Source organism: Curtobacterium sp. PhB115 (assembly GCF_003752025.1).
GTDB lineage: Bacteria > Actinomycetota > Actinomycetes > Actinomycetales > Microbacteriaceae > Curtobacterium.
The window spans coordinates 158,476-185,366 of the sequence record NZ_RJKR01000006.1; the positions used below are offsets into that span (position 1 = coordinate 158,476).

Genomic DNA, 26,891 nt, shown 5'->3' on the forward strand with positions numbered 1-26,891 from the left:
ACGTGAGATGGCGACGACCGGGAGGTCGCGCACGGACGATCGGTCGGTGCAGCCCAGGCGTACGGCCGCGCACCGTGTCAGGTGTCGCTCCCCGATGGTGACCCATCCAACGCCAGTCGCGACGTGACGATCGTACCGAGCCGTCCGGCCTGTGTCACCCTGGATGCATGACCCTGCTGTCGCCTGACGTGGACGAGCGCACGAGTGCCCGGACGGACTCGCCGTGGGTCACCGTCGTGTGGGACGACCCGGTGAACCTGATGTCGTACGTCACCTACGTCTTCCAGCAGCACTTCGGGTTCGGGCGGGACAAGGCGGAGCGCTTGATGCACCAGGTCAACGACGAGGGCCGGGCGATCGTGGCCACCGGCCCGCGCGAGGCGATGGAAGCCCACGTGCAGTCGATGCACGGGTACGGCCTGCAGGCGACCGTCGACAAGGCCCCCGAAGCGTGATCCCGTTCGTCCGCCGCGCCGACGGCGTGCACCTCGCCATGTCCGCCGGCGAGCGCGGCATGCTCACGTCGCTCACCGAGCAGCTGCGGCAGGTCCTCGACGGCGACCTGTCCGCTGATCCCGTCGCGGAGCGGATGTTCCCCGACGCCTACCCGGACGACGACGACGCGAGCGCCGAGTTCCGGAAGTACACGCAGTCGGACCTGCTGACGCAGAAGACGACGAATGCGACGACGGTGCACGAGTGGCTGACGGGCACCCGCGACGGTGCCCTCGGCGCAGAGGACGAACAGGCCTGGCTCCGCACCCTGACCGACCTGCGGCTGACGATCGCGGACCGGCTCGGCATCGTCGACGCCGGCGACGAGGAGCGCTCGGTCGCGGCCGATTCCGGCGTCGGACTCCGCGACGTCTACGACTGGCTCGGGTACGTCCAGGAGCACCTCATCACGACGATGACCGGCGGCGCCTGACCCGGAGCGAGTGGTCGGAAGGATGCCTTGCAAGTCCTCCTGTCGAAGGAGTACCGTGACGGCATGGGTACACCGGACCAGACCGAGCTCGCCAGCGACCTGCTGACGCTGTACGGCCGGATCCGCCGCACCCTCCTGACCGGCCAGGCGGACGAGGTCACGGCGTCCCAGACCGCAGCACTCGGCCGGCTCCTCCGGTACGGCGAGACGACCGTCGCCGACCTCGCCCGCGCCGAGGGTGTCCGACCGCAGTCCATGGGCGCCACCGTCCAAGCGCTCGAGGACCTCGGCCTCGTCGAACGCCGACCCGACCCCGCCGACGGCCGCCGCTCGCTGGTCCACGCGACCGACGACGGTGCCCGCGCACGCGCGGATGCCTGGGCCTCCCGGACGCGTGTCCTCGCCGACCGGCTCGACGGGCTCGCCGACGACGACCGAGACACCGTCGCCCGGGCCATCGCGATCCTCGTGCCGCTCACCGAACGCTGACCCGGAAGAAGCACCCTCACGCCCACCTCGACCACTCCCACCCCCGCCGTCGACCCGGAAGCATCCGGCAGCGGCAGCGGCTTCGGCCCGAAGCTCCTCATCCCGGTCCTCGTCGGCCCGCTCCTCAACCCGATCAACACGACGATGGTGTCCGTCGCCCTGGCGCCCATCTCCCGCGACCTCGGGATCGGTGCCGCGCAGGCGATCTGGCTGGTCGCCGCGCTGTACCTGGCGAGTGCGATCGCGCAGCCGACGATGGGCAAGCTCGCCGATCGCTTCGGCCCGAAGAAGGTGTTCCTGACCGGGCTGGTCATCGTCGGCGTCGCCGGAGTGGTGCCCGAGTTCCTCACCGGGTTCGGCGGCGCGGTCTTCGCACGGGTCCTCATCGGCATCGGGACCTCGTCGGCGTACCCGGCGGCGCTCACCACGTTGCGGCAGCACTCCGCCCGGATCGGCAAGCCGACGCCCCCGCTCGTGCTCGGCGCGCTGTCGATCACGTCCCTCGTGTCCGCTGCTGCCGGCCCGCCCCTCGGCGGCGCGCTCATCGCGGCCTTCGGCTGGCACGCGATCTTCCTGGTGAACGTCCCGCTCGCCGCCTTCGGGATCGTCGTCGCGTCCCTCTGGCTGCCGTCCGACCGGCTGCGCCCCCGAGACGACGCGACCCTGCCGGTCCTGCAGGCGCTCGACCCGCTCGGCATGGTGCTCATGACCGGCACCGTCTCGGCGCTGCTCGTCTTCCTGCTCGACCTGTCCGCCGGGCTCTGGTGGCTGCTCGCGGTGGCGATCGTGCTGCTCGTCGCCCTCGTCCTGTGGGAACTGCGGGCGACGCGGCCGTTCGTGGACGTCCGGATGCTCGCGCGGAACGGTGCGCTCTCCCGCACCTACGTCCGACTGTTCCTGACCTACCTGCTCGCCTACACGATGACCTACGGGTTCTCGCAGTGGGTGCAGGACGTCGCCGGGTACTCGAGCGACGTCGCCGGGTACATCCAGCTGCCGGCCGCGATCGTCGCCGGGGTCGCGTCGTTCGTCGTCGCCCGGAAGACCGCCGTGCGCGGACCACTCATCGTCGCCGCAGTCGTGCCGATCGTCGGCGGGGCGCTCCTGCTGTTCCTGCACACCGGGTCGCCGATCGTGCTCCTCGCCTTGACTCCCGCGCTGTTCGGTGTCCCGCAGGCCCTGGCGTCGGTGTCGAACCAGGCAGCGCTGTACCGCCTCGTCCCCGCGGAGTACATCGGTACCGCGGCGGGGCTCTCGCGCACCGCCGTGTACATCGGCGCGATCGCGGCGTCGTCGTTGATCGGCGGGGTGTTCGGGCAGGCCCCCACCACGCCGGACCTGCACGTGCTCGCGTGGGTGATCGTCGGTGTCGCGGTGCTCCTGACCGCCCTGACCCTGGCCGACCGGCGCCTCCGAACGCCCGCCGCCGCGCCCGCTTCGTGAGCAGAATTGGTCGGGTCGTGTGACGGCACTCGACCATTTCTGCTCACGAAGCACCGCGCTCGCCGCGCCGGGTACCCTGATCCGGTGACCGACCCGACGCCTGCGCAGCCCGAGCAGACCCCCACGCACTGGACCCTGACGCTCGTCTGCGACGACCAGCCCGGCATCGTGCACGCCGTCTCCGGAGCCGTCGTGGCCGCGAACGGCAACATCACCGAGTCGCAGCAGTTCTCGAGCGTCGACACGAACACCTTCTTCATGCGGCTGCAGGTGATGGCGCCCGTGGACCGCGCGACCTTCGAGGCTGCCCTCGCCCCCGTCGCCGCACGCTACGACGCCCGCGTCCAGCTCGACGTCGTCGGTCGCCCGCTGCGCACGCTCGTGCTCGTGTCGAAGGCCGGGCACTGCCTCAACGACCTGCTCTACCGCCAGCGCGGCGGTCAGCTGCCGATCGAGGTGCCGCTCGTCCTGTCGAACCACCCGGACCTGTCCGAGCTCGCGTCGTTCTACTCGGTGCCGTTCGAGCACCGGCCCGTCACCGACGCCGACTCCAAGCAGCAGATGGAACGCCGCGTGCTCGAGGCCGTCGAGGAGCACGACATCGAACTCGTCGTCCTCGCCCGCTACATGCAGATCCTGTCGCCGGAGCTCTGCGCGGCGCTCGAGGGGCGCGCCGTGAACATCCACCACTCGTTCCTGCCCGGCTTCAAGGGGGCGAACCCCTACCGCCAGGCGCACGCCCGCGGCGTGAAGCTCATCGGCGCCACCGCGCACTTCGTGACGAGCGACCTCGACGAGGGGCCGATCATCGAGCAGAACGTCGTCCGCGTCGACCACACGAAGGACCCCGCCGAGTTGGTCTCCATCGGCCAGGACGAGGAGTCCCGCACCCTCACCCAGGCGGTGCGCTGGATCGCGGAGGACCGTGTCCTGCTCGACGGCGCCCGCACCATCATCTTCAAGTAGGCAACATCATGACGAACGCCCCGAAGTCCCCCGTCGACTGGGGAGAAGTCCCCGATCCCTCAGCCGTCGGGAAGCCTCGGCGGCAGTTCGACGGCTGGCGCGTCCTCCGGATCATCGTCTGCGCCTTCGGACTGCTCTCCCTGGCCTACTGGGGCTACATCGCGTGGCCGTACCCGATGCCGAGCATCCTCTTCCTGGTGGGAGCTCCGGTCTTCGCCGCCGTGGTCTGGTACTTCTTCCGCTCGCCCGCCTCCCCGATCGAGACCGACGTCGTCGGCAAGACGATCGTCGAGGTCGCCCTGGTCGTCGCCGCAGGCGGCTGCTGGATCGCGATCGGCCACCCGGTCGTGGGCCTCGTCTTCATCGTGATCGCCGCCCTGAGCGGCGTCGTCGCGTTCCGCAGGGAGACCGCGTGACCGCCACGGGCCTCCAGACCGGCCGGGAGGCCCGACGCACCCTGGTGCGCGCAGCCCGCGTCGTCGACGCGGCCGGGTCCACGGCGGACGGCTGGGTCCTGATCGTCGGTGACACCGTCCACGCGGTCGGTTCCGGCCCCGAGGCCCCGGCAGCCGACCAGGTCGTCGACCTGGGCGACGCGATCCTGACGCCCGGGTTCATCGACCTGCACGGGCACGGTGGGGCGACCGAGGCCTACGAGGACGACTCCTTCGCCGAATCACTCGCGATGCACCGAGCGCACGGCACGACCCGCTCGGTCCTGTCGCTCGTCGCCAACCCGCTCCCGGACCTCGCGGCGTCGCTCGCACGGGTCCGCTCCGTGATGGACCACGACGCGCTCGTGCTCGGCGCGCACCTGGAGGGGCCGTTCCTGTCCCCGCACAACAAGGGCGCCCACAACGAGTCGTTCCTGGTCGACCCGTCGCCGTCGGCGGTGTCCGCACTGCTCGAGTCCGGCGAAGACGTCATCCGCCAGGTCACCATCGCCCCTGAACTCCCAGGCGCACTCGACGCCGTCGGCCGGTTCGTCGCTGCCGGGGTCACCGTCGCCGTCGGCCACACCGTCGGCACCCTCGACCAGGCCCGCGCCGCGTTCGACGCCGGGGCGACCCTGCTGACCCACGCGTTCAACGCCATGCCGGGCCTGCACCACCGGGCGCCCGGGCCGATCGGCGCGGCCGTGGCCGACGACCGGGTGACGCTCGAGTTGATCCTCGACGGCGTCCACGTGCACCCCGTCGTGGCGGACACGCTGTTCCGTGCTGCCCCGGGCCGGGTCGCGCTCATCACCGACGCGATGGGCGCTGCCGGCGCTGCCGACGGGTCCTACCGTCTGGGGTCGCTCGACGTCACCGTGTCGGGCGGTGTCGCGCACGTCGCCGGGACCGACACCATCGCGGGCTCGACGTTGACCCAGGACGTGGCGCTGCGGAACGCGGTCGGGCTCGCCGGACGGACACTGCCCGAGGCCGTCGCGGCCCTGACGAGTGTGCCGGCCGGTGCGCTCGGGCTCGGCGACCGGTTGGGTCGGCTCGCGCCGGGGTACGCGGCGGACCTCGTGGCGCTGTCGCCGTCGCTCGAGGTGCAGCGGGTGTGGGCCGACGGCCGAGAGCTCGGCTGACGTGATGCCCACGAACCCCATCGGACACCTGCTGCGCAACCGACGAGCCGGCCAGCACACCCTCGCCTGGGCGGATCCGGACCTGCAGGTCGACGAGACCTTCACCCTCGCCAGTCCGGCGTTCGACGACGGCACGCCGATCCCCGAGCGGCACAGGGGCAGGCTGCGCGGTCCGAACATCTCCCCCGCCCTCGTGTGGACCGCCCCGCCGCTCGGCGCGCGGGAACTCGTCCTCGTCGTACAGGACCCCGACGTGCCGTTCGGCAGGCCCGCCACCCACGGTCTCACCGTCGGCATCGACCCGGAGCTCCGGAGCATCCCGGAGAACGGACTCGCCCAGCCCAGTCCCGTCCCCGGGCTGGTCCACGGCAAGGGCGCACTCGGACGACGCGGCTACGCCGGACCGCTCCCGATCCGCTCCCACGGGCCGCACTCCTACGTCTTCCAGCTGTTCGCACTCGACGAGCGGATCGAGCTCCCGGACGCGTTCACGCTCGCCGACGCGGTCGGGGCCATGGCCGGTCGCGTGATCGGTCGTGCTCGTCTCGAGGGGACGTACGAGAACCGCTGATCGGGTCCGTCACGGCAGGTTGGTGGGGCGTGGGTTGAGCGGCTCCCCGAACCTCGGGGTGCGCCCCGGCACACAGTGTCCATCGATGAACACATCGGCGTACGAGTCGAACACCTGGAACCCGATGCCGAAACCGTCCCCTGCGGTCCCGCCGAGGTAGCCGTTCGGGTAGCCGATGACCGTCCGCCTCGGCGTGAGCGTCGCGTCGTGCTCGACGCGTGCACCGTGGTACCCGATAGCGGCGAGCGCCTTCGCGACCCGCTCGGCGACTTCGTCCGGTGTGCCGGGGAGCGGGAGACGTCTACTGGCCGAGTACGAGTACTGGGAGGCCTCCGCACCACGGCTGCCGCAGCGGAGCCAAGCGGGCATGTCATCGCCCCAACCGTCCTCGCCGACGGCCGACCGGACAGCAGCGAAGATGTCCAGGACGTCCTGGTGTGACTCTTCGACGTTCATCGTCGTCTCCTTCTGCATCGGGGAGTAGGGAGCTGAGGCGCACCCGGTCAGGAGCGCAGCGACCGCCACGCTGGCCGCTGCGGCACGCAGCCATCGCTCCGTCACGGCAGGTCGGTGGGGCGTGGGTTGAGCGGTTCCCCGAACTTCGGGGTCCTGCCGGGCACGCAGTGGCCATCGATGGACACATCGACGTACGACTCGAAGGCTTGGAAGAAGATGGCGAACCCGTCCCCCGCGGTCCCGCGGAGGTAGCCCTTCGGGTAGCTGATCACCGTCCGCTCCGGCGTGAGCTCCGTGTCGTGCTCGACGCGCGCACCCTCGTAGCCGATCGCCGCGAGGGCCTTCACGAACCGTGCGGCGACCTCGTCCGGTGTGCCGGGAAGCGGAAGCCTTCGGGTACTGGCGTAGGTGTACTGCGCCGCGTCTTCGCCACCGCTCCCACACAGGTTCCACCCGGGGTCGTCATCTCCCCAACCGTCCGCCCCGACGACGGACTGCACCGCGGCGAAGATGTCCAGGACGTCCTGGTGTGACTCTTCGACGTTCATCGACCTGTCCTTCTGCATCGGGGAGTACGGGGAGGAACCGGCGCACCCGGTCAGGAGCGCAGCAATCGCGACGCTGGTGGCTGCGGCACGGAGCCGTCGTTCAGAGCCTCGGGTCACCGGTGAGTCCTGTCTGCCAGCCGAACATGAGCCAGTCGTCCTCCGTCTGCTGCCGCATCCGGTCGAAGGGGCCGCCCTGCTCGGGGATCTCGCCGCCGAGCCCCATCGCGGCTCGGGCCGCGTTGTCCTGGGCGGTAGTGCGGTTGTCGAAGTACGAGTACCGGCCGTCGGCGTTCTCACCGTCGTACGGGCCGTGGTGGGTGACACCGTGCAGGGTCTGCCCACCGCTCCGTTCGGTCTCCGAACTGAACTCGTGCGATCCCCAGGACGACTCGGTCGGATCCCGCCGACCGGACAGGTTCTGCCCGGTGACGGCCCAGCCGTCCTTCGCCCCCTGGGTCGCGAACACCTCGCCGTCGGGTACGCGGAGCGCGGAAGCGTTCGGCGCGACGTCGGTGACGCCTGCTGAGCCGAGCAGCACCACGTGGTCGGCGTGCGTCTTCGTCAAGGCGATCGTCGCGACGGTCGTGCCGTAGGAGTGGCCCATCACGGTCAGGTCGGTGTCGCGTCCGGCGGCGGCGCGTGCCGCGTGGAACCCGTCGAGATCGGCCACCAGCCGAGTGGCACCCGCGTTCGCACGGTCGTTCCCGATCACGGTCGCGAACGACGGATCGTCCGCCATCGGCGGGTGGTAGCCGATCCACGACAGGACGGCGACGTCGCTGCGGCGGGCACCGGACACGCGGACCTGCGCGGCCCACATCCCCATCGCGATCGCGGCGTAGTTCTGCACCGTGCCGTCCTGGTACGTGGCGGTGTTCATGCCCGGCACGATCACGCTGACGTGCGCGGCCCGGTCGAGGTCACCGACGACGATCTGCGCGAGCGGGGGCCGGTCGTCGACGAGCGAGACCAACGACACCGTGGAGGTTTCGAGCGTGTCCTGGATGTTCCGGTACCCGTCGCGCTGACGCTCCCACACGAGCAGCTGCTCTCGGGCCGCGGCCGCTTCGGCCGGCGTCCTCGCGGCGTCCCGTCGTCTCCGCCAGAGCGCCGCCTGCCGCTCAGCGTGCGCGAGGCGCTTCCCCAGGACGGTCCTGTTCGCCCTGGCCCGCGCCCAGTAGGCAACGCCGTTGCGGTTCCCGATGACCGCTGGCAGTGCTGCGATGAACGCTCGTTGTGCGGCAGACGGAGCACCGTCGGGTCCGGACATCGCGTGCCACCAGCTGGCGACCGCCGCAGAGCCCAGGCCGGCGAGACGCTCGCCGATCCGCTCGTCGTCCTGCAGGACAGCGATCGTCTCCCGATCGAGGGTGCCGAGCCAGGTGAGGAACTGCCCGTCGCTCATCGCCGCGATGACTGCGGCCGACACCAGCGTGCCGAGCACCGACCGGTCCTCGAGCGCCGAGGCAGCCGCACGGTCGGCGTCGGCACGGCGGGCGACGAGCTCGTCCCACTGCGCCGTCAACCTCGACTCGACGTCGGCCAGCCAGACGCCACTGCGCTGCAACTGGCGCAGCAGTGCGTCGTCTGAATCGACCGCGTCCGCCCTCGCAGCCGTCACGGCCGCGTCGCGGATCGCTCGGCCGTTGGCGTCGATGTCCGCAGCGGTGTCCCGGAGCGTCGTCTGCACCCGGGCGGCCTCGTCCTGGATCTGCTGCACCTCGCGGGCGTAGGTGGCGAGCGCCGTCGCCGCGGAGTCCAGCCGCCCGGCGATGCGTTGGGCGCTCGCCGGCACGGTGGCGGCGGTCGTGAGGAACTGCCGCTGCGCCGCTCCAGCCCACCCTGACGATGCCGACTCCGCCGCGCTGAGGACGTGGCGGGCACCCTCGCGGACGGCATCGGAGTGGTCCTCGTGCAGGCGAGCGATGCGTTTGATGCCGTCCGGGTCACCCGCCATCGGATCCGCGGTCACCGCACGCCCCAGGCGAGCTCGGCATCGGCGCGCAGCACGGCATCGGCCGCATCGGACACGAAGCCGCACAGTGTGTCCGCGTCGTCGCCCAGTGAACGGGTCATCGCGTCGTGCGCGGTGGCCGACGCGGTGAAGGCCGTCGACACCGTGCCGGAGCCGAAGGCACCGTCGTCCGCACTCGACAACGGTCGTTCCGCGCGGAACTCCGCCGCTGCGTGCTCGACCGCCCTCGACACCTCCTGCATCACCCGCAGGTCGACCGTCAGATCCCCCATGTCGCCCCCTCGACTCGTTCGTCGAGGCCAACATATCAGCGCTGAAGTACCGCGTGTCAACCGCGGAGCGTGTCAACCGAGCGGAAGGCCCGTCAGCTGTGGGAGCCCCGCGTCACCGATCGACCGGCCGCCCCCGCACCCCCGCAGCCCACTCCGTGTCCGCCGTGCCCCCGACCCGCAGGGACAACGTGGCGCCCCGCGTGACGAACGACGCCGGCACCCACGACTTCTCGAGCGTCCGACCGTTCAGCCGCGCTCCCTGGACGTAGGGCTCCGTGCCGGAGGACCGGATGACGATCCGCTCCCCGCTCGACCGTCGGATGTCCACCGTGCTGAACGTCGGGCTCCCGATGAGCATGTCGGCGCGTCCGGGCGTCTGCGGGAACAGCCCGATCGACGCGAAGACGTACCAGGCGCTCATCGTGCCGAGGTCGTCGTTGCCCGGCAGGCCGCTCGGCCCGGTCGTGTAGGCGTCGTCGACGACGCGGCGCACGGTCTCCTGCGTCTTCCACGGCTTCCCGAGCGCGTTGTACATCCACGGCGTGTGGATGTCGGGCTCGTTGGTCGGGTCGAACTTCGTCGCGTCCCCGCCGGTCACGGCCCAGTTGCCGGACGCGTCGTGGAAGAACGCGTCGAGTCGCGCCACTGCGGCGTCGTCACCGCCGAAGGCACTCGACAGCCCTTGCACGTCCTGCGGCACGAGCCAGGTGTACTGCGCACTGGTGCCCTGCGCGAACCCGGTCCCGGTGGACGGCGACCAGTCCGGCGTCCACGATCCGTCGGCCTGCCGAGCGGCCTGGTACCCGACGGCCGCGTTGAAGGTGTTCTTCCAGTACTCGCCCCGGGCGGAGAACGCCTTCGCATCGGAGCGGAGACCGAGCGACGATGCCCAGTACCCGAGCGCGCTGTCGGAGATCGAGTCCTCCAGGGTCTCGGCCGCCCCACCCCAGCACGAGCAGTCGTCGTTCGCCGCGTACTGCCGCTGCAGGTACTCGTCGAGCGCAGGTCGCTGCGCCAGGCACTGTCCCGGGCAGCCGATGTCGCTCTCCGCGTCGGCGTTCTCGACCGTCGCCTGGTGCTTCAGCGACGCGTACGCAGCACGCACGTCGAAGTTCCGGACGCCCATGGCGTACCAGGTCGCGAGCGTCGCGGCCGAGGGGTCCCCGGTCATCACGTGGGTCGGGGCACCGAGGTGCAGCCACCGGTCCCAGACGCCGCCGTTCTGCTGGGCGAACCGCAGCATCGACTGGGCCATGTCCCCGGCGACGTCCGGTCGCAGCAGCGCGAGCAGTTGGATCTGCGCCCGGTACTGGTCCCATCCGGAGTACGTGCCGTAGACGGCACCGTGCCCTCGGTCCATCCGGTGCACCTGCTGGTCCGGGCCGAGGTAGCGCCCGTCGCGGTCGTTCAGCGTGTTCGGCTGCATGAGCGCGTGGTAGACGGACGTGTACAGCTGGGTGGTCCGGTCCGTCGTGCCGCCTCCGACGCGCAGGCGGGACAGTTCACGGTTCCAGGAGGCCCGGGTGGCGGCCGCCACGCTGGCGACGGTCGAGCGCTTGGTCACCTCGCCGTCGCGGTTCGCGATCGCTCCTGCGGCGCTCACGTACGAGATGCCGATCTTCGCGTGCACCGTCGCACCGCGACGCGCGTCGAATCCGACCCACGCGCCGGAGCCGCGTCCGGCGCGGTCGGCGCCGGTGAGGTACCCCTCCCCACCGGAGGAGGACGTGCCTCCAGGCTGGACCGTCCCGTCCTTCCAGGTGCCGGTGCTCGTGAACGCCGTGTCGAAGGTGGCCGTGAAGTAGAGGCGGTAGTAGCTGCGGCGGTCGGGGTTGGTGGCGCCGCCGCCGTTCGCGCGGCGGCTGCAGAAGCCGCCGGTCAGGACGCTGCCGCTGACCGTCCGGGTCCGCGCGTCGACGCGGGTGGTCGCGGCTTCGCTGCCGTTGATCGAGTTGGAGGTGCGGAACAGCAGGTTCGCGTCGGTGCCCGCGGGGAACGCGAACTCGCCGACGCCCGCTCGGGTGGTGACGGCGAGGTCGGTACGGACGCCGTTGTCCAGCGCGACGCTGTACCGGCCGGGGCTCGCGGACTCGTCGTCGTGCGAGTAGCCGGCGGCGTAGACCGCGTCGGTGCTGTCGGCCGAGGGCGAGGTCGTCACCGGCGTCGTCACGGGCATGATCGGCACGTCTCCGGCGGCACCCGGAGCGCACCCGGCACCGTTGAGGTGCGTCAGGCTGAACCCGCGCAACCGGTCCACGTCGTACGAGTAGCCGTTCGCCACCGGGGTCGACGTCTGGTCACCCGAGGTGCCGGTGGGGCTCCACTGCAGCATGCCGAACGGTGCCGTCGCACCGGGCCAGGTGTTGCCGTCACCGCTCGTGCCGATGAACGGGTCGACGTACCGCGCGGGGTCCGAGACGGTCCGGCCAGCCTGCGTCGCGGGTGCGGCCACCGCGGGTGCGGCGGCGACCCCGGTGCCCAGCAGCGCAGCGATCGTGGCCACAGCGGCGAGCGGGAGCGGACGGAGGAGCGGGCGACGGTGCACGCGAGATCGGTTCACGCCGGCGACGCTAGACCCCTCGGACGGGGGACGCGCGATCCGTCACCGAGCCCTCTCCTGCTGTTCACGTCGGTCGGCGTGTTCGGGGCCAACAGGCGGGCTCACCGCGCTGGTAGCGTCCGGGCATGGTGTCGACGACCGACGAACCGGCCCGAGGACGCGTCCGCGACCTGCTCGGGCTGCCGTCCCCTGACGAGCTCCGTCCGGTGGCGGTCCGCCTGGAGCCGCTCGGTCGCGACGGGTCGGTGCGGTGGGCACGCGTCGAGCTGGACACGGCCGACGGCGACACCATCCCGTGCTTCCTCCTGACCCCGGACCACGGCACGGGAACGGACGTCATCGCCGTCCACCAGCACGCGGGCGACTTCACCTCCGGGAAGAGCGAGGCCGCCGGGCGGGCGGGGGATCCGACCCTCGCCTACGGCGTGGTGCTCGCTCGCAGTGGGGCCCGCGTGGTCATCCCCGATCTGATCGGTTTCGAGGAACGCCGACGCGACTGGACGGACGACCCGGCGGCCGACGAACGCCTCGACGCGCTCTTCCGTGTGGCGGACGGCAGCAGCCTGCAGGCGAAGCACTCGCGTGACATCGCCACGGTGACGTCCTGGATGATCGAGACGAGTACTGCCGACACCGAACTCGGCATCGTCGGACACTCCCTCGGTGCACAGGTGGCGCTGTTCGCACTCGCCGTGGACGCCCGACTCACGCGGGGCGTGGTCAGCTGCGGGCTCGGGACGCTGGCCTCGTTCGAGGACGCTCGGATCCGCCACAACCCGGCCTGGTTCGTCCCGGGACTCACCGCCGCCGGCGACGTCCCCCTGGTCGCGTCGGCCGTTGATCAACCGGTCCTCGTCGCGGCGGGACGGGACGACGGACTGTTCCCCCTCGCCGGCGTCCGGCGCGTCCTCGACGCGTTCCCTCCGGGTGTCGCGACGACCGAGGTGTTCGACGGCGGCCACACGATGCCGGCGCGCATCACGGAAGCGGCACTCCGGCACCTGCTGTCCACGTGAAGGGATGATCAGGTCCCGTCGCGCACCGCGACCTGGTCCACGAACGCCCGGACGCGAGCGCGGAATGCCGGGTCCGCCGCCGGGCCCTGCACCGGCACGACGTGCAGCCGCCGGTCACCACGGCGGAGGGCCGGTCCGACGAACACCCCCTCGGTGACGTCCGGGGCGGTGGCTGCCCAGAGGGTCGAACGAGCGCCGTCCGCAGCGGTCCGGGCCAGGCTGCGTGCGACCATGCCGCCGAGGCGCTGTGTCAGGGTCTCCGCCTGGCCGTTCATCCCCGTCGCCGCGATGCCGGGGTGCGCGATCACCGACCGGATGTCCGAACCGGCAGCACGGAGTCGTTCACCGAGGTCGACGCTCAGCGCTGCGGCCGCGGTCTTGGAGTCGGTGTACACACCGAACTGCGAGTAGTCGTCCGGACCGTCGACCCCGCCGGGACCAGGCACGCGGCGGGTGCGCTGCGACAGGTTCGAGCCGACGAGCACGATGCGGGGCGACGACCCGCCGAGCAGCGGGAGCATCGCCTCGGCGAGCACGGCCGGCCCGACGGCGTTCGTCGCCCAGGTCCGTTCGATGCCCTCGTCGGTGCGCCCGAACGTGCCGATCGTCGCACCGGCGTTGTTGACGAGGGCGTCCACGGCGATGCCGTCCTCGGCGAGCTGCCGGGCGAACGCCGTGACGGACGCGACGGACGCGGTGTCGACGAGCCGCGCCTCCAGGTCGAGACCCACCGGGAAGACGCGAGCCGCCTTGTCGAGGTCGCGCACCCCGGCGACGACGCGGGCGCCGGCCGAGGCGAGGGTCGTGGCGACGACGAGGCCGAGCCCACCGGTCGCGCCGGTGACCACCACGGTCCTGCCGTGCTGGTCGGGCATCGCTGCCGGTTCCCACTCGAAGCTGTCCATCGTCGTCTCCTGCTCGTTCGGCGCACCCAATCGGATGATTCATCCGGAACGCTAGCACAACCGGATAGAGTGTCCACATGACGATCGCGATGGCCCGACCCGAGGCGCTGCGCTCCGACGCCCAGCGCAACCGGACGGCACTGCTCGACGTGGCCCGCGCCTTCGTCGACCGGGGCGAACCAGCCCTGCTCAACGCCGTCGCGCACGAGGCCGGAGTGGGGGTCGGGACGGCCTACCGGCACTTCCCGAGCCAGCAGCACCTGCTCGAAGCGCTCGCGATCGACGCGCTCGAGGACATGCTCGACCAGGTCCGCGACGCCGTCGTGCTGCCGGACACCGGGGACGCGCTCCGCGGTGTCGTCACCACCGCCTTCCGGAGCATGGTCGGCGACGCAGCGCTCGGTGACCTGCTGACGAACGGCGGGTTCTCGTGCGCCGACACGGCCGCACTCGCCGGGGACCTGGTCGTCTCCGTCGACGCCCTGCTCGAGCGGGGTCGCGCCGAGGGCCTCGTCCGGGCAGACATCGACGCAGACGACCTGCGCCGGCTGCTCTGCGGGATGCGGACGGCCGCCGTCGCCGGGGGCCATCCGGTCGAGCGGCCCGACCGGTACGCCGAGGTCCTGCTCAGCGGCATCCGGCCCGCCTGAGAGCGGACCCCGCGGCGGACGGGGATCGCTGCCAGGATGGGCGCATGAGCGTCATGGTCTCCATGTTCGATGCGCACCGTTCCCGCACCAGCGAGAAGTACACGGCCTACCCGCCGGACGTCCTGCCGATGTTCGTCGCCGAGATGGACAGCATGCTCGCCGAGCCGGTGCGGGATGCCCTCGTCGCGGCGGTGACGAACGGCGACACCGGGTACGTCGGCCACGGGAGAGCACTGCCCGAGGCGTTCGCCGACTTCGCCGAGGACCGATGGGGGTGGCGGGTCGACCCCGACCTCGTCCGGACGACCACGGACGTCTCCGTCGCCGCTGTGGAGATGCTCCGCCGGATCATCGAGCCCGGCGACCAGGTCGTCATCATGCCGCCCGTGTACCCGCCGTTCTGGGAGTACGTGTCCGAGGCCGGCGGCACCGTGACCGAGGTGCCGTTGCTCGCGCCGACCGGACCGGCCGACCCCTTCGACACCACGGCGGGCTGGCGGATGGACCTGGACGGCGTCGCGCAGGCGTTCGCCGACGGGGCCCGCACCGTACTGCTCTGCAACCCGCACAACCCGCTCGGGCTGGTGCACGACCGCGCGTCACTCGTCGCACTCGCGCAGCTCGCCGCCGAGTGGGACGCCGTCGTCGTCTCGGACGAGATCCACGCGCCGCTCGTGCACGCGGACGCGCTGTTCACGCCGTTCCTCGAGTCCTGCCCCGAGGCGGCTGCGCTCGGCGTCTCGCTGACGAGTGCGAGCAAGGCCTGGAACCTCGCCGGCACGAAGTGCGCACTCATCGTCGGCGCCTCGGAGCGGGCCCGTGCGTGGTTCGACGCTCTGCCGACCGAGGTCGTCGAGCGCACCGGCATCCTCGGGTACACGGCGAGCGTCGCGGCGTTCAGCGAGGGCGGGCCGTGGCTCGCGTCACTGCTCACCGAACTGGCCGCGAACCGCCGCACCCTCGCCGAGCGGATCGGTGACGTCCTGCCCGGAGCGGAGTACCGGCAGCCGCAGGCGTCCTACCTGGCCTGGCTCGACCTGCGGACACTGCCGTGGGGCGACGACCCCGCGACGGCGCTCGTCGACGAGGCGAAGGTGGCGCTGGCGTCCGGCCCGTCGTTCGGGCGCCAGGGCACCGGCCACGCGCGGCTCAACTTCGGGTGTTCGGCGGAGACCCTCGACGAGGGCCTCAGCCGTCTGCACACCGCGTTCCGGCAGCGCGCGGACGGCTGATCGGTCGGCCTACTCGAACCGCTGCCAGGCCGGCTTGTTCGCGTACGTGTACCGGTAGTAGTCGGCGAGCTGCAGCCCGGCGGCGGCTGCTTCGTCGACGACGACCGTCGCGTGCTCGTGCAGCTGCAGCGCGGAGCCGGGGACGAACGAGCTGAGCGGCCCCTCGACCGCTGCGGCGACCGCAGCCGCCTTCGCGGAGCCCTGGGCGACGAGGACGAGCTGCTCGGCTTCGAGGATGGTGCCGAGCCCTTGCGTCATGCAGTGCGTCGGGACCTGCTCGGGCGAGTCGAAGAAGCGGGCGTTGGCGTCACGCGTCGAGGGCGCCAGCGTCTTGATGCGGGTGCGCGACGCGAACGACGACGTCGGCTCGTTGAACCCGATGTGCCCGTTCGCACCGATGCCGAGGATCTGCACGTCGATCCCGCCGGCGGCACGGATCGCGGCGTCGTACTCCTTCGCCGCGAACTCGAGGTCGTCGGCACGGCCGTCCGGCACCCGCACGCGGGATGCGTCGAACCCGAGCGGCGCCACGACGTCGCGGGCGATGACGCTCGCGTACGACTCCGGGTGCTCCAGCGGGATGCCGACGTACTCGTCGAGGGCGAACCCACGAGCCTGGGCGAACGAGATCTCGCCCGCGGCGACCCGACGCTGCAGGTCGGCGTAGATGCCCTGCGGGCTGGACCCGGTGGCGAGACCGATGACGGCGGACGGCTTCTCGGCGACGACGGACGCGATCTTGGCCGCGGCGACGCGACCCACCTCGGCCGGCGTGGGCAGGATGATGATCTCCACGGGGCCAGCCTACTGGTCATGACCAGTATCCGACAGAGCGGTTTCGGTACCGTGGCCACATGCCGACTCCCGACTTCGTCCTGTCCCTCCGCGCGAAGATCGGCACGGACCCGCTCTGGTTGACGGGGGTGACGGCCGTGGTCACGCGGGGATCCGGTGCCGAGCGCGAGCTGCTCGTCGTCCGTCGGGCCGACACGGGGGCGTTCACCCCGGTGACGGGGATCGTCGACCCGGGTGAGGAGCCTGCCGTCGCCGCCGAACGCGAAGTCCTGGAGGAAGCCGACGTCGTCGCGGTCGCCGAACGGCTGGCGTGGGTGCAGGTCCTGCCGGAGATGACCTACACGAACGGGGACCAGGCGCAGTACCTCGACCTCGTCTTCGCCTGCCGGTACGTCTCCGGCACGCCGAACCCGGCCGACGGCGAGAACACCGAGGCGTTCTGGGCCCGACTCGACGCCCTGCCCGAGATGTCCGCCGACATGCGGTCCCGTGTCGAGGCCGCACTGTCGGACGAGCGCGAGGCGCGCTTCCAGCGCTGACCCCACCGGCCGGGAGCGCGCCCCGCGCCTCCCGTCCGTCCGCGCGCGTGCGACCTCACGGGCCCAGCGACAGTTCACGGGCGACGGCGGGCGTGGACTGTCGCTCAGCGCGAAACGGCGCCAGAGCGCCGCGCGCTACGCGACCGGCGCGACCGCCACCGGGGCGCCGAGCAGGCGGACGGCGACGGCCTCGCCGGCGGCACGACGGTCGCCGACCTCGTGCTGCACGGTCACGACGGTGTCGTCGTCGAGGCGGACCGTGGTGCGGCGGATCGACCCGAGGAAGCTCGACGAGACGACGGTGCCGGTGACGCCCTCCGGTGCGAAGGCGACGTCCTCCGGTCGGACGTAGGCGAGCACCGGCCCGTCGGGCACCGAGGCGTCGAGCGCCGGCACCCGGAACCCGTACACGAACACGTCGCCGCCGCGCAGGTCGCCCTGCAGCCGGTTGGACTGGCCGACGAAGTCCGCGGTGAACGCCGACGACGGGGAACGGTAGAGGTCCTCCGGCGTGCCGATCTGCTCGATGTCACCCGCGTTCATCACGGCGATGCGGTCGGAGACGGCGAGCGCTTCTTCCTGGTCGTGCGTGACGAACACGGTCGTGATGCCGAGGTCGGTCTGGATCCGGCGGATCTCGTCGCGGAGCGAGACCCGCACCTTGGCGTCGAGGGCGGACAGCGGTTCGTCGAGCAGGAGCACGCGCGGGCGGGTGACCAGGGCCCGGGCGAGGGCAACGCGCTGCTGCTGCCCGCCGGAGAGCTGGTGCGGGTACCGCTCGGCGAACTCCCCGAGGTGCACCATGTCGAGGGCTTCGACCACGCGGGTGCGCCGTTCGGCAGCCGGGACACGGCGCATCTCGAGCCCGAACGCCACGTTCTGCCGCACCGTCATGTGCGGGAACAACGAGTACTGCTGGAACACCATCCCGATGTCGCGTTTGTTCACCGGGGTCGCAGCGACGTCCTGCCCGTCGATGCGGATCGATCCGGAGTCGATGCCCTCCAGGCCGGCGAGCGCTCGGAGCGCCGTCGTCTTGCCACAGCCGGACGGGCCGAGCAGCGAGACGAACTCGCCCGGTTCGACGCGGAGCGACAGCCCGGCGAGGGCGCGGTGGGCGCCGTAGTGCTTCTCGACGGCATCGAGCTCGACGACGGCGCCGGTCGTGGCGAGGGACGCCGGGGAGGCCGGTGCGGTGGTGGTCATGCGGACTCCTCGGAAGTGTGCCGGCGAGCTGGGCGTGCACGGCCGGACGGGCGGCCGGATCGGCGATCGGGCCGGCGACCGGATCGGCGATCGGGCCGGCGACCGGATCGGCGATCGGGTCGGCGGCCGGATCGGCGCCCGGACCCGATGCGGCCGATGACGACCAGCAGCACGAACCCGAACACGAGCGCGGCGACCGAGAAGATCGCGGCGACGTACGGGTCGGTCTGCTGCACGAGCACGAGCGCGGTCTGGAAGGTGGTGCGGGAGAGGAACGCGGCGAGGGTGTACTCGCCGAGGACCACCGTGATGGTGAGGAAGCAGGCCGCGGTGATCCCCCGACGGAGGTTCGGCAGGAGGACCCGCCACGTGAGTGTCCACCACGAAGCCCCGAGCGACCGTGCCGCCTCGGACAGCACCGTCATGTCCATCGCGGTGATGGCGGCGGCGATCGGGCGGAACGCGAACGGCAGCGTGATGATGCCGATGGCGAAGGCCAGGGTCCAGGCGCCGGAGCCGAAGACCCGCGACACCACCTGGTAGACGGGGACGAAGCCGACGACGAGCACCACCACGGGTACGGTGATCGGCACGATGCAGACGAACTCCAGCACGCGTCGGAGTCTCGGGTAGCGCAGCGCCGTGATGATCTGGGCGGGGAGCAGCACGACCAGGACGATCCCGACGGTGATCAGGGCGATGAGCAGGGACGCCCCGAGTCCGTCGAACACCGGCTGGTACGTGAACGCGTTGACCGGGTCCGCGATGGCGGTCCAGTGCGCGAACGTCAGGCCACCGTCGGTCCCTTGCCGGAACGTGAACTGCAGCAGGGCGACCAGCGGGACGGCGAAGGCGATCCCGACGACCGCCAGGACGATCGTGGCGGTGACCCGCGACGGAGCCGCGCCGAAGCGGCCGACGCGAGCCGCGCCTCCAGGCCGCGTGGACGCGACCGACGACACGACCGGAGACACGACCGGAGACGCGACCGACGCTGGACCCGACTGCCCCACCGGAGCGCTCATCGCTGCCACCTGGCGGCCCGACGCTGCAGCAGCGAGTACGCGCCCATCACCACGGCCATGACGACGACCATGCCGAACGCGAGCACCCCCGCGACGTTCTGCAGGCCGATGAGGGTCTCGCTGGTGAGCTGCGTGCGGATCGTCAGCGGCACGATGCCACCCTGCGAGATGAGCGCTGCGGCCGTCGCGAAGGACGAGAACCCGTTCGCGAACAGCAGCAGTAGCGAACCCCAGAACGCCGGTGCCAACACAGGTAGACCGATCCGGCGCCAGTAGGTCGCGCGCGAGGCCCCGAGGGTGGCGGCGGCCTCGCCCCACTGCGTCTTCACGCCCTCGAGCGCGGGCATGAACGTGAGGACCATCAGCGGCACCTGGAAGTAGACGTACGGGATCACGAGCCCCGGGACCGTGTACAGGAAGGCGCCGGTCGCGTTGCGGTCGACGTCGAAGACGGTCACCAGCCAGGTCGTGACGAGTCCCTGCACGCCGATCGTCGCGATGAACGCGAACGCGAGCATGACGCCGCCGAACTGGGCGAGGACGCTCGCGGCCGAGTCGATCATCGAACGGACGAGGCCGTCGGGCCGGAGCGCCGACAGTGCCCAGCAGACCAGGGCCCCGATGACGGCGCCGAGCACGGCGGACACGGCGGAGAGGCCGAACGAGCCGCCGAAGGCCCGCAGGACCGAGGGCTCGGCGAAGGCCCCGAGGTTGGCGAGGGTGAACGCGCCGTCGCTGGTGAAGAACCCGCTGCCGATCGCGATGACGGCGGGGACAGCCAGGAAGAGCAGGACGTAGGCGGCGAACGGGGTGAGGCCGAGCCACGCCAGGCCGGCGCGACGCCGGACACGGGGTCCGGCGTCGCGGCGGGTGGTCGCATCGGCGGGCGCGAGGCTGGACGCGAGGCCCGGCGTACGGCCCGGCGCGAGGCCCGGCGCACGACCGGGCGCGGACGCCCGGCCGGGGGCCGGAGCGGGTCCCGGAGCCCCGCTCGTCGCGGGCGCGCCCGTCGATGCGGTGGTCATGCTGGTCAGGACCCCATCGTCGAGGACCACTTGGCCGCCAGGACCTTCGCTGCGTCCGCGACCTGCGCGTCGGTCAGCTCGACGTAGTCCTTCGGTGCGCCACCGGCCGCGTCGAGGGCGTCCTGGTCGACCTTGCCGGACTGCTCCAGCGCCGCGAGGGTCGAGGGGAAGGCACCGGCCTGCAGGTACAGGTTCTGCGCCTCCGGGCTGGCGATGTACTCCTGCCACAGGCGCGCGGCGGCCGGGTGCGGGGCGTCCTTGGTGATCGCCTGCGAGTAGTACGAACCGAGCGCCTGACCCTCCGGCACCACGGTCTTCCACTCCTGGTTGCCCGACGCACCGGCGGCGGGACCCCACGCCAGGTTGTTGTACGACCACTGGATGACGACCGGCGTCTCACCAGAAGCGACCGTGGCCTGCGTCGGCAACACGTTCTGGAAGTTGCCGGCCTGCTTCAGCTTGCCGAAGTAGTCGACGCCCTTCGTGATGTCGTCCGCCGAGCCGCCGTTCTCCAGCGCCGCCAGGTACACGGCCGACGCCGCCTGGTTCGCCTGCGTCGGGTCACCCGAGATCGAGACCTTGCCCTTGTACTCCGAGCCGAGCAGGTCGTCCAGGTCCTTCGGTGCGTCCGAGATCTTCGACGAGTCGTAGCCGATCGACATCAGGCCCGTGTAGTCACGGGTCCAGGCGCCGTCCGCGTCCTTCAGGTCGGTGGGGATGTCGTCCCAGTTCGCGACCTTGTAGTCCGCGAGCAGGTCGAGGTTCTCCTGCAGCACGGCGTTGCCGAGGTCGAGCACGTCGGGAGCGGTGGACTGCCCCTTCTGCGACTTCACCGCGGCGACCTCGTCGGCGCTGGAGCCGTTCGGGTTCGCCGAGTTGACCTTGATGTCGTACTTCTTGGTGAAGCCGTCGATGATCTTGCCGTAGTTGGCCCACGACGGCGGCAGCGCGATGACGTTGAGCTGGCCCTCGGCCTTGGCGGCCTTGACGAGGGCGTCCATGCCACCGGTCGACTCGGCGCTGGTGGCGGTCTTCCAGTCGGTGTCGCTGTCCGAGCCGGCGGTCGCGGCGCTCGTCGCCGAGCATCCGGCGAGGGTGACGATCGCTGCGGCGGCCAGGGCGAGGCCGGCGATGGTGCGCTTGTGCTGCACGGGAGGTGCCTTTCGGGTGGGTGCTGCGGGTGGGGCCGGGGGTTGTTCGACCCGGGACGATCGTGGACGCGGCCGGTTTCCGGCCCGTGCTGCGGCGGTGAACGGTGGCAGAACAGCGGGTACGCCTGTACGGTTCTGCTGGTTTCCCACCTCGGACGCACGGTCGCGTCCACATCGCACTGGAGGCACGGATGCAGTTCACGACGACGGTCCTGCTGGCGAGGAAGACGGCGACAGGGCTCCCGGTCCCGTCCGCCGTGATCGACGCGTTGGGTGCGGGGAAGCGTCCGCCCGTGGTCGTCACCATCAACGGCGGCTACACGTACCGGTCCACCGTCGGGGTCATGAACGAGCAGTTCCTGGTGCCGCTGTCCGCGTCGCACCGCGAAGCCGCGGGCATCGCGGCCGGGGACACCGTCGAGGTCCGGCTCGAGATCGATGCGCTGCCCCGGGTGGTCGACGTGCCCGAGGACCTCGCGGCGGCGCTGCAGGAGGCCGGGGTGCGTGCGGCCTTCGACACGCTGTCGAACTCACGGCAGCGTGCCCTGGCCGACCCGGTGTCGCAGGCGAAGGCGCCGGAGACCCGGGCACGCCGGATCGCGCAGGCCGTGGAGGCGCTGCGCTCCTGACATGATGTGTGGCATGTCAGTTCGTCCGGAGTGGTCCGCTTCCGCGCCTACCGACAGTACGAAGCCCTCCGAGTCGATGCGAGCAATGCGCTGATGGGGCTCCTCGCCGGCGCGCAGCTCTCGGGCCACCTCCTCCAGCTGAACCGAGGGTCGGAACGCCTGCTGCCCGAGGTGTACCCGAACGTGCCGCACATCAAGCGGTTCAACCTCACCGCCGAGGCCGCGAGTGACATCCTCGCGGAGGCGGATGTCCACCTGGGCACGATGAGCATCGCCTACACGCTGGCGCTCCACGAGGACTACTTGAAGACGTGCCTGACGATGTGCGCCGACGCCGGCTCGATCTCGCGGCGGAAGGCCCGTGAAGCCCGGTCGTCCGGCCAGCACGATCTCCTCGAAGACGCGTGCGGATCCGTGCTCGATCCGGTCCCGATCGAGCAACTCCACGTGCTCCGGAGGATGCGCAACGCGGTGATCCACGACGGCGGGCGGGTCGACTCCGGATTGGTCGCGGCCATCGACGCGTTGAGCGGGACGGCGCTCGACGGCTGGATCCACCTCTCGACCGCCGACCCGTCGAACCTGCGCGTCGGCGACAGGCTCCGCCTCGGGCACGGCGAGATGCTCCTGGCCCTGGCAGTGACGAAGAACGTCGACCGGAACTGCAACGCGCTCCTGCAGACCGGGCTCCCGCGGGCGGAGTGGGCCCGCATCGCCGTGCTCGATGCCCTCGAGGAACACCCGTCGTCCCTGCGATCGGGAACAGCACTCCGGAAGGCGCACGGGATGGCGCGACACCTGTACGGCGCGTTGGGCCTGAGCAGGGACGATATCGCCGACGCGCTCCGGGCGGAACGCGCTCAGCACTGAGGAGAAGAACAAAACGGGGCTCTGCTCGTTGAGCTACGGTTTCCCGCCGGGACTCGCACCCGGATCTCCGCGTTTCTGTAGGACGACCGGTCGTGAACCGGAAGGGATCTGCATCCCGCCCTTCGACCACAACGGTACCAGCCGAGGACCACGCGATCCAGCGCGGCCGCAACGCGGTGGTGAGCGGCCGTCGTCGGCGCCCGTCGTCAGCGGCCGAGCTCGACCAGCACCCTCGGGATCTCGGTCAGCAGTTCGCTCGCCAGGTACCCGAGCGGCCCGACCTGCACCGCGAGCCGGTCCCCGGCGGTCGCGTGCACCGAGCTCGCCCACGCCGCGGCTTGGGCTGGGTCTGCGCCACGGGCGAGCAGCCCGACGACCACGCCGGACAGCACGTCACCGCTCCCGCTCGTCCCCAGGCCGCCGGCTCCGGTGCCCTTGATCCAGACTCGGCCGTCAGGCGCCGCGATGACGTCGGCAAGCGCCACGACTGCACCGAAGCGCTCCGCGATCGCGAGGGCGTCGGCTTCGTCGTCCTCGCAGGGCCGACCGAGCAACCGCTCGGCCTCGCCGCTGTTCGGCGTCATGACGAGCCGTCCACGCAGTGGTTCGAGCCGGTCGGCGACGTCGGCTGCGACCCCGAGCGCGAACGCGTCGAGCACGACCTTCGTGTCCTCTCCGACCACCTCGGCGATGTGGGCGACCAGGTCCCGCGCACCGTCCGGCTCGTCGAGCCCCGGCCCGACCAGCACGGCGTCCGCACTGCCCGCGTCGTCGACGATGGCCGCCACGGCACCGACGGCGATGTGTCCGCCGTCGTCCTCGGCGAGGGGTTCGACCCCGGACTCGGGAACGGCGACGGCGACCTGGGCGGCGACGCTCTCGGCGACGGCGAGCGTCAACCGGCCGGCGCCGACCCGGAGTGCGGCGAGCGCCGACAGCATCGCGGCACCGGGGGTGCGCGCCGCGCCGCCGACGACGAGCACCTGTCCACGGCCGTACTTGCCGGCTCCGGGCTCGGGCAGCGGCCAGTCCCGCAGGGTGTTCGGGGTGATCGGTTCAGCCGGCATGGGCGTCGTCCTTCCGTCCGCTGTGCTCGGTGACCTCGCTGTCGTCGAGGTGCTCGACTGCGGAGAACTCCTCGAGCGACCACGGCGACCCGACGGCGTCGCGCCGCAGCGTCGTCAGCGAGGCGTTCGCCACGGTGTGCGTGGCCGCGAAGTCCATCAGCGCGGGTTCGTCGAGGTCGAGGCAGACCGCGACGGCGAGCATGACGACGGCGTCGTGTGCGGCGATCACGAGCCGAACGGGTCCGTCGAGCCGGTCCACGTCGGCGAACACCGACCGCAACCGGCCAATCACGTCCACCCACGACTCCCCGCCGGCTGGCCGGTGGTAGTACTTGCCGAGCCACTGCCGACGGCGCTCCTCGTCCGGGAAGCGGTTCCGCACACCCGCCCGAGTCAGGAGGTCGAGGACCCCGAGCTCACGGTCGCGGAGCCGTTCGTCGACGCGCTTCGGCGGCTCGGTGACCCCGCCGGCCTGCAGCGCGATGGCGATGGTCTGCTGTGCACGGCGGTACGGCGAGACCCACAGCACGGTGGGGACGTCGTCCACGCCGCGGTCGGCGAGCTCCGCACCCAGCGACCGCGACTGCTCCTCGCCGAGCGGGCTGAGCGGCACGTCGGCGTCGCGCTGCTCGACCTCGATGACGTCGGCACCGGTTGCGTCGGCATGGGCCGCGGCGACGTTGGCGACGGACTCGCCGTGTCGGATGAGCCAGATCTCGGTGACGGACATGCCACCCACGCTAGCGACGACCGCTGGCCGGGCCCGCAGCCGACCGGCGGAGCGGACTGCGTCAGCGCAGGGCAGCTCGGAGCTCGGGTGCGACGGACTGCGAGCCGCCCTCGGTCAGGTGGACGTTGTCGAACCGCTGGACGACCCCGCCGACCTCTGCCGGGCAGCCGCCGTCCGCACAGAACCAGTCCGTGGTCGCGACGAACCGGGCACCTGCCGAGTCGGCTGCGGAGCGGAGCGCAGCGTCGGCGACCCGCGCAGGCGACCCTGCGGAAGGCGGCGGTGCGACGCACTCCGTGGCCGGTCCGACGCGGGAAGCGCACCCCCTCGGGTCGAGCACCGACGGCGGTGCCTGCAGCACGACGGCGTCCCCGGCGGCGGCGACGAGTCGCGGCAGGACCCGGTCCGCCGATGCCCGCCATGCCTTGGCTGCAGTGTCGAGCGGTGTGCCGTCGTGTGCGGCGGCCGCAGTGAACGGCCCTGAGGCCGCGCCGAGGACGACCAGGTCCGGCCGGGTGCGATCGACCAGTCGGAGCATCGCGGCGCGGGCACGGTCGCACCCCGTCCGCCACTGCTGCGACTGCGGCCAGCCGTCGACGCCGACGGCGCTGCACCCGGTCGCGGTGAGGACGGTGACACGCCACTCGGGACCGAGTGCCTCGAGGAGTCCCGGTGTCCACGACGCGGCGGTGGAGTCCCCGATGACGACCGCGTGCCGGACGACGCCGGTGGCCCGGGTCCCCGGCTGCAGGGTGCACCCCTCGAGCGATCCGAGCGGCGCCCCCACGAACTCCATGCAGCTCCTGTCGAGCATGGCGGGGGCGGCGTCCGCCATCGACAGCCGCGCGAGTTGCTCCGAGGCGGTCCGCGGCCACTCGTGCGAACGGACAGCCCGCGCGACCGCGGCGCTGCGTTCACCGAGCGCATCGGCGGTCTCCGCCGCCGCGGTGTCGCTGCCGAGGGCCGCGACGATGCGGTCGGAGGTCGACAGCCACGACGGCGCGACGTACTGCGCCACGGTCCCGCCGACCAGCACACAGGAGATGACGGCAACCACGGAGACGTCCCGGAGCGGCCGGGAGGCGCGCTCCCGCGGGGCCGCCGTCCGTCGGATGTACTCGGACAACCGCGCCGAGGTCATGATCGGCCGCTCGATGCACCGGTAGGAGATCCACCCGACGACGACGCTGCCCACGAGGACGGACCACTCCGCGATGACCGAACGCCCCGTCACCGCGAGCACGAGCACGATGAGCGGCAGGTGCCAGAGGTAGAGCGAGTACGACATCCGTCCGAGCCACCGCGCTGGCGGGCACGCGAGGAACCGGGAGGCCGCCGACTCGTCGCCGGTCCCGACCAGCACGATGAGCACGGTGCCGCCGACGACGAGCCACCCCTTCGGCCACGGGTACCCGGAGTGCGGGTCGACGAAGAGCAGGGCCACTGCGACCAGCAGGACCCCGGCACCGACCAGGGCCGTCCGCAGCGTCCGGTTCGGGACCCGGACGTGGTCGACGGCGATCGCGGCGAGTGCCCCTGGCAGGAACACCCACGCACGGGCGAAGGTGTCGAAGTACGCAGCGTCACCGTCCGCCGCGGTGCGGGTTGCCGATGCGACGCAGAGCACCACGAGCAGGGCGCTCAGCACCACCGCCAGGAACACCGTGCCGTCACCGCGGAACCACCGGCGACCGAGCAGGAGCGCCCCACCGACGATCAGCGGCCAGACGACGTAGAACTGCTCCTCGATCGCGAGGGACCAGAAGTGCAGGAGTGGCGACGACACGGTGTCGTCGGTGAGGTAGGAGCTGCCGGCGACGATCTCGTGCCAGTTCGTCACGAAGCCGAGTGCCGCGACGGCGTCCTGTCCCACGGCTACGGCACGTGGCGGGTACCAGATGAGCGCGGCGACACCGACCGTGACGATCACCACGACCACGGCGACGGGGACGATCCGACGGGCGCGGCGCAGGAAGTAGGCGGTGAGGGCGATGCGACCGGTCCGGCGCATCTCGAGCACGAGCAGGCGGGTGATGAGGAAGCCGGAGAGGACGAAGAACAGGTCCGGACGGAGCGGCCCACCGAGCGGGATCCGCCAGAGGTGGTCGAGCACGACGACGATGACCGCCCAACCACGCAGCCCCTCGAGATCGGGCCGGAAGCGCATGCGTTCGGGAGGAGTCGGGGCTGCAATCACATATTCAGAATATCACTACTGCAATGACAACGGCAATGATGGATGGCCGGACGCAGCGGAGCGGCGC

The 26,891-nt window shown here is 71.7% G+C and carries 28 protein-coding genes and 1 riboswitch; of the genes, 14 read left to right on the forward strand and 14 right to left on the reverse strand.

Annotation, left to right across the window (positions count from 1 at the left end; translation table 11 throughout):
- Positions 1 to 44: 44 nt before the first annotated feature.
- Positions 45 to 130, reverse strand: a riboswitch (ZMP/ZTP riboswitch).
- Between the two features lie 37 nt (positions 131 to 167).
- From clpS to EDF19_RS06280, 8 genes are all read left to right on the forward strand, one after another.
- A complete protein-coding gene (gene clpS / locus EDF19_RS06245; protein ID WP_123680086.1) occupies positions 168 to 455 on the forward strand; it encodes an ATP-dependent Clp protease adapter ClpS in 288 nt (95 codons plus the stop codon).
- Complete coding sequence (locus EDF19_RS06250) at positions 452 to 928, forward strand: DUF2017 family protein (protein WP_123680087.1); 477 nt, start codon at positions 452 to 454, stop codon at positions 926 to 928. Before clpS ends, EDF19_RS06250 begins: the two co-directional genes overlap by 4 nt.
- A gap of 63 nt (positions 929 to 991) precedes the next feature.
- On the forward strand, positions 992 to 1,417 hold the full coding sequence (locus EDF19_RS06255) for a MarR family winged helix-turn-helix transcriptional regulator (protein ID WP_148071044.1): 426 nt from the start codon (positions 992 to 994) through the stop codon (positions 1,415 to 1,417).
- A 99-nt stretch (positions 1,418 to 1,516) separates the two neighbouring features.
- Positions 1,517 to 2,860 carry an MFS transporter gene (locus EDF19_RS06260; protein WP_260217059.1) on the forward strand — a complete coding sequence of 448 codons (1,344 nt, stop codon included), beginning with the start codon at positions 1,517 to 1,519 and terminating at the stop codon, positions 2,858 to 2,860.
- A gap of 84 nt (positions 2,861 to 2,944) precedes the next feature.
- Positions 2,945 to 3,826, forward strand: coding sequence for a formyltetrahydrofolate deformylase (gene purU, locus EDF19_RS06265; protein WP_260216980.1), 882 nt, complete (start codon positions 2,945 to 2,947; stop codon positions 3,824 to 3,826).
- 8 nt (positions 3,827 to 3,834) lie between these two features.
- On the forward strand, positions 3,835 to 4,242 hold the full coding sequence (locus EDF19_RS06270) for a YrdB family protein (RefSeq protein WP_123680090.1): 408 nt from the start codon (positions 3,835 to 3,837) through the stop codon (positions 4,240 to 4,242).
- Positions 4,239 to 5,405 carry an N-acetylglucosamine-6-phosphate deacetylase gene (gene nagA / locus EDF19_RS06275; protein WP_123680091.1) on the forward strand — a complete coding sequence of 389 codons (1,167 nt, stop codon included), beginning with the start codon at positions 4,239 to 4,241 and terminating at the stop codon, positions 5,403 to 5,405. Before EDF19_RS06270 ends, nagA begins: the two co-directional genes overlap by 4 nt.
- Positions 5,406 to 5,409: 4 nt before the next feature.
- On the forward strand, positions 5,410 to 5,976 hold the full coding sequence (locus EDF19_RS06280; protein ID WP_148071045.1) for a YbhB/YbcL family Raf kinase inhibitor-like protein: 567 nt from the start codon (positions 5,410 to 5,412) through the stop codon (positions 5,974 to 5,976).
- 9 nt (positions 5,977 to 5,985) lie between these two features.
- Here the strand turns inward: EDF19_RS06280 and EDF19_RS06285 are convergent, their stop codons facing one another.
- From EDF19_RS06285 to EDF19_RS06305, 5 genes are all read right to left on the reverse strand, one after another.
- A complete protein-coding gene (locus tag EDF19_RS06285) occupies positions 5,986 to 6,432 on the reverse strand; it encodes a hypothetical protein (protein WP_260216981.1) in 447 nt (148 codons plus the stop codon).
- Positions 6,433 to 6,533: 101 nt separating this feature from the next.
- Positions 6,534 to 6,980: a hypothetical protein gene (locus EDF19_RS06290; protein ID WP_260216982.1), complete on the reverse strand. Its 447-nt coding sequence runs from the start codon at positions 6,978 to 6,980 to the stop codon at positions 6,534 to 6,536.
- A gap of 100 nt (positions 6,981 to 7,080) precedes the next feature.
- Positions 7,081 to 8,952 carry an alpha/beta hydrolase gene (locus EDF19_RS06295; protein WP_123680093.1) on the reverse strand — a complete coding sequence of 624 codons (1,872 nt, stop codon included), beginning with the start codon at positions 8,950 to 8,952 and terminating at the stop codon, positions 7,081 to 7,083.
- Positions 8,949 to 9,227 (reverse strand): hypothetical protein, encoded by a 279-nt coding sequence (locus EDF19_RS06300; protein ID WP_123680094.1) that lies wholly within the window; start codon positions 9,225 to 9,227, stop codon positions 8,949 to 8,951. Before EDF19_RS06300 ends, EDF19_RS06295 begins: the two co-directional genes overlap by 4 nt.
- A 112-nt stretch (positions 9,228 to 9,339) precedes the next feature.
- Positions 9,340 to 11,787 (reverse strand): GH92 family glycosyl hydrolase, encoded by a 2,448-nt coding sequence (locus tag EDF19_RS06305; protein ID WP_260216983.1) that lies wholly within the window; start codon positions 11,785 to 11,787, stop codon positions 9,340 to 9,342.
- 125 nt (positions 11,788 to 11,912) lie between these two features.
- Here EDF19_RS06305 and EDF19_RS06310 point away from each other — a divergent pair, with 125 nt between their 5' ends.
- Positions 11,913 to 12,803 carry a S9 family peptidase gene (locus EDF19_RS06310; protein ID WP_123680096.1) on the forward strand — a complete coding sequence of 297 codons (891 nt, stop codon included), beginning with the start codon at positions 11,913 to 11,915 and terminating at the stop codon, positions 12,801 to 12,803.
- An 8-nt stretch (positions 12,804 to 12,811) separates the two neighbouring features.
- On the opposite strand, the gene EDF19_RS06315 is transcribed toward EDF19_RS06310, so the two are convergent.
- The gene (locus EDF19_RS06315; RefSeq protein ID WP_148071046.1) at positions 12,812 to 13,708 is read right to left on the reverse strand and encodes an SDR family NAD(P)-dependent oxidoreductase; all 897 of its coding nucleotides are present in this window, start codon (positions 13,706 to 13,708) and stop codon (positions 12,812 to 12,814) included.
- A gap of 77 nt (positions 13,709 to 13,785) precedes the next feature.
- On the opposite strand from EDF19_RS06315, the gene EDF19_RS06320 reads away from it, so the two are divergent.
- Together EDF19_RS06320 and EDF19_RS06325 are read left to right on the forward strand one after the other, a co-directional pair.
- A complete protein-coding gene (locus EDF19_RS06320; RefSeq protein ID WP_123680098.1) occupies positions 13,786 to 14,358 on the forward strand; it encodes a TetR/AcrR family transcriptional regulator in 573 nt (190 codons plus the stop codon).
- Positions 14,359 to 14,402: 44 nt separating this feature from the next.
- Positions 14,403 to 15,590, forward strand: a complete 1,188-nt coding sequence (locus EDF19_RS06325; RefSeq protein ID WP_123680099.1) for a MalY/PatB family protein — start codon at positions 14,403 to 14,405, stop codon at positions 15,588 to 15,590.
- 9 nt (positions 15,591 to 15,599) lie between these two features.
- On the opposite strand, the gene nagB is transcribed toward EDF19_RS06325, so the two are convergent.
- Positions 15,600 to 16,385 (reverse strand): glucosamine-6-phosphate deaminase, encoded by a 786-nt coding sequence (nagB, locus tag EDF19_RS06330; protein ID WP_123680100.1) that lies wholly within the window; start codon positions 16,383 to 16,385, stop codon positions 15,600 to 15,602.
- Positions 16,386 to 16,444: 59 nt separating this feature from the next.
- On the opposite strand from nagB, the gene EDF19_RS06335 reads away from it, so the two are divergent.
- Complete coding sequence (locus EDF19_RS06335) at positions 16,445 to 16,924, forward strand: NUDIX domain-containing protein (protein ID WP_123680101.1); 480 nt, start codon at positions 16,445 to 16,447, stop codon at positions 16,922 to 16,924.
- Between the two features lie 135 nt (positions 16,925 to 17,059).
- Here EDF19_RS06335 and EDF19_RS06340 read toward each other — a convergent pair whose 3' ends face one another.
- Genes EDF19_RS06340 through EDF19_RS06355 form a run of 4 tightly spaced genes read right to left on the reverse strand, consistent with a single transcriptional unit; the run spans position 17,060 to position 21,331 of the window.
- Positions 17,060 to 18,130 carry an ABC transporter ATP-binding protein gene (locus EDF19_RS06340; protein WP_123680102.1) on the reverse strand — a complete coding sequence of 357 codons (1,071 nt, stop codon included), beginning with the start codon at positions 18,128 to 18,130 and terminating at the stop codon, positions 17,060 to 17,062.
- Positions 18,127 to 19,104, reverse strand: coding sequence for an ABC transporter permease (locus EDF19_RS06345; protein ID WP_260216985.1), 978 nt, complete (start codon positions 19,102 to 19,104; stop codon positions 18,127 to 18,129). Before EDF19_RS06345 ends, EDF19_RS06340 begins: the two co-directional genes overlap by 4 nt.
- 47 nt (positions 19,105 to 19,151) lie before the next feature.
- Positions 19,152 to 20,180: an ABC transporter permease subunit gene (locus EDF19_RS06350; RefSeq protein ID WP_123680630.1), complete on the reverse strand. Its 1,029-nt coding sequence runs from the start codon at positions 20,178 to 20,180 to the stop codon at positions 19,152 to 19,154.
- A gap of 5 nt (positions 20,181 to 20,185) precedes the next feature.
- Positions 20,186 to 21,331 (reverse strand): ABC transporter substrate-binding protein, encoded by a 1,146-nt coding sequence (locus EDF19_RS06355; RefSeq protein ID WP_123680104.1) that lies wholly within the window; start codon positions 21,329 to 21,331, stop codon positions 20,186 to 20,188.
- 191 nt (positions 21,332 to 21,522) lie between these two features.
- On the opposite strand from EDF19_RS06355, the gene EDF19_RS06360 reads away from it, so the two are divergent.
- Complete coding sequence (locus EDF19_RS06360; protein ID WP_123680105.1) at positions 21,523 to 21,960, forward strand: YdeI/OmpD-associated family protein; 438 nt, start codon at positions 21,523 to 21,525, stop codon at positions 21,958 to 21,960.
- Between the two features lie 93 nt (positions 21,961 to 22,053).
- Positions 22,054 to 22,830: a hypothetical protein gene (locus EDF19_RS06365; RefSeq protein WP_123680106.1), complete on the forward strand. Its 777-nt coding sequence runs from the start codon at positions 22,054 to 22,056 to the stop codon at positions 22,828 to 22,830.
- 206 nt (positions 22,831 to 23,036) lie between these two features.
- On the opposite strand, the gene EDF19_RS06370 is transcribed toward EDF19_RS06365, so the two are convergent.
- The 3 genes from EDF19_RS06370 to EDF19_RS06380 form a co-directional block, all read right to left on the reverse strand.
- Positions 23,037 to 23,897, reverse strand: coding sequence for an NAD(P)H-hydrate dehydratase (locus EDF19_RS06370; RefSeq protein WP_123680107.1), 861 nt, complete (start codon positions 23,895 to 23,897; stop codon positions 23,037 to 23,039).
- Positions 23,887 to 24,627, reverse strand: coding sequence for a histidine phosphatase family protein (locus EDF19_RS06375; protein WP_123680631.1), 741 nt, complete (start codon positions 24,625 to 24,627; stop codon positions 23,887 to 23,889). Before EDF19_RS06375 ends, EDF19_RS06370 begins: the two co-directional genes overlap by 11 nt.
- Positions 24,628 to 24,688: 61 nt before the next feature.
- A complete protein-coding gene (locus tag EDF19_RS06380) occupies positions 24,689 to 26,824 on the reverse strand; it encodes an acyltransferase family protein (protein ID WP_148071047.1) in 2,136 nt (711 codons plus the stop codon).
- Positions 26,825 to 26,891: the final 67 nt, after the last annotated feature.

Bases quoted from the DNA above. Each gene is read 5' to 3' on its own strand.
- EDF19_RS06285 (WP_260216981.1), bottom strand. From the start codon at position 6,432: ATGAACGTCGAAGAGTCACACCAGGACGTCCTGGACATCTTCGCTGCT.
- EDF19_RS06270 (WP_123680090.1), top strand. From the start codon at position 3,835: ATGACGAACGCCCCGAAGTCCCCCGTCGACTGGGGAGAAGTCCCCGAT.
- EDF19_RS06315 (WP_148071046.1), bottom strand. From the start codon at position 13,708: ATGGACAGCTTCGAGTGGGAACCGGCAGCGATGCCCGACCAGCACGGC.
- clpS (WP_123680086.1), top strand. From the start codon at position 168: ATGACCCTGCTGTCGCCTGACGTGGACGAGCGCACGAGTGCCCGGACG.
- EDF19_RS06375 (WP_123680631.1), bottom strand. From the start codon at position 24,627: ATGTCCGTCACCGAGATCTGGCTCATCCGACACGGCGAGTCCGTCGCC.
- EDF19_RS06360 (WP_123680105.1), top strand. From the start codon at position 21,523: ATGCAGTTCACGACGACGGTCCTGCTGGCGAGGAAGACGGCGACAGGG.
- EDF19_RS06365 (WP_123680106.1), top strand. From the start codon at position 22,054: ATGGGGCTCCTCGCCGGCGCGCAGCTCTCGGGCCACCTCCTCCAGCTG.
- EDF19_RS06310 (WP_123680096.1), top strand. From the start codon at position 11,913: ATGGTGTCGACGACCGACGAACCGGCCCGAGGACGCGTCCGCGACCTG.
- EDF19_RS06335 (WP_123680101.1), top strand. From the start codon at position 16,445: ATGCCGACTCCCGACTTCGTCCTGTCCCTCCGCGCGAAGATCGGCACG.
- EDF19_RS06280 (WP_148071045.1), top strand. From the start codon at position 5,410: ATGCCCACGAACCCCATCGGACACCTGCTGCGCAACCGACGAGCCGGC.
- EDF19_RS06320 (WP_123680098.1), top strand. From the start codon at position 13,786: ATGACGATCGCGATGGCCCGACCCGAGGCGCTGCGCTCCGACGCCCAG.
- EDF19_RS06300 (WP_123680094.1), bottom strand. From the start codon at position 9,227: ATGGGGGATCTGACGGTCGACCTGCGGGTGATGCAGGAGGTGTCGAGG.
- EDF19_RS06325 (WP_123680099.1), top strand. From the start codon at position 14,403: ATGAGCGTCATGGTCTCCATGTTCGATGCGCACCGTTCCCGCACCAGC.
- EDF19_RS06370 (WP_123680107.1), bottom strand. From the start codon at position 23,897: ATGCCGGCTGAACCGATCACCCCGAACACCCTGCGGGACTGGCCGCTG.
- EDF19_RS06340 (WP_123680102.1), bottom strand. From the start codon at position 18,130: ATGACCACCACCGCACCGGCCTCCCCGGCGTCCCTCGCCACGACCGGC.
- EDF19_RS06255 (WP_148071044.1), top strand. From the start codon at position 992: ATGGGTACACCGGACCAGACCGAGCTCGCCAGCGACCTGCTGACGCTG.
- EDF19_RS06290 (WP_260216982.1), bottom strand. From the start codon at position 6,980: ATGAACGTCGAAGAGTCACACCAGGACGTCCTGGACATCTTCGCCGCG.
- EDF19_RS06350 (WP_123680630.1), bottom strand. From the start codon at position 20,180: ATGACCACCGCATCGACGGGCGCGCCCGCGACGAGCGGGGCTCCGGGA.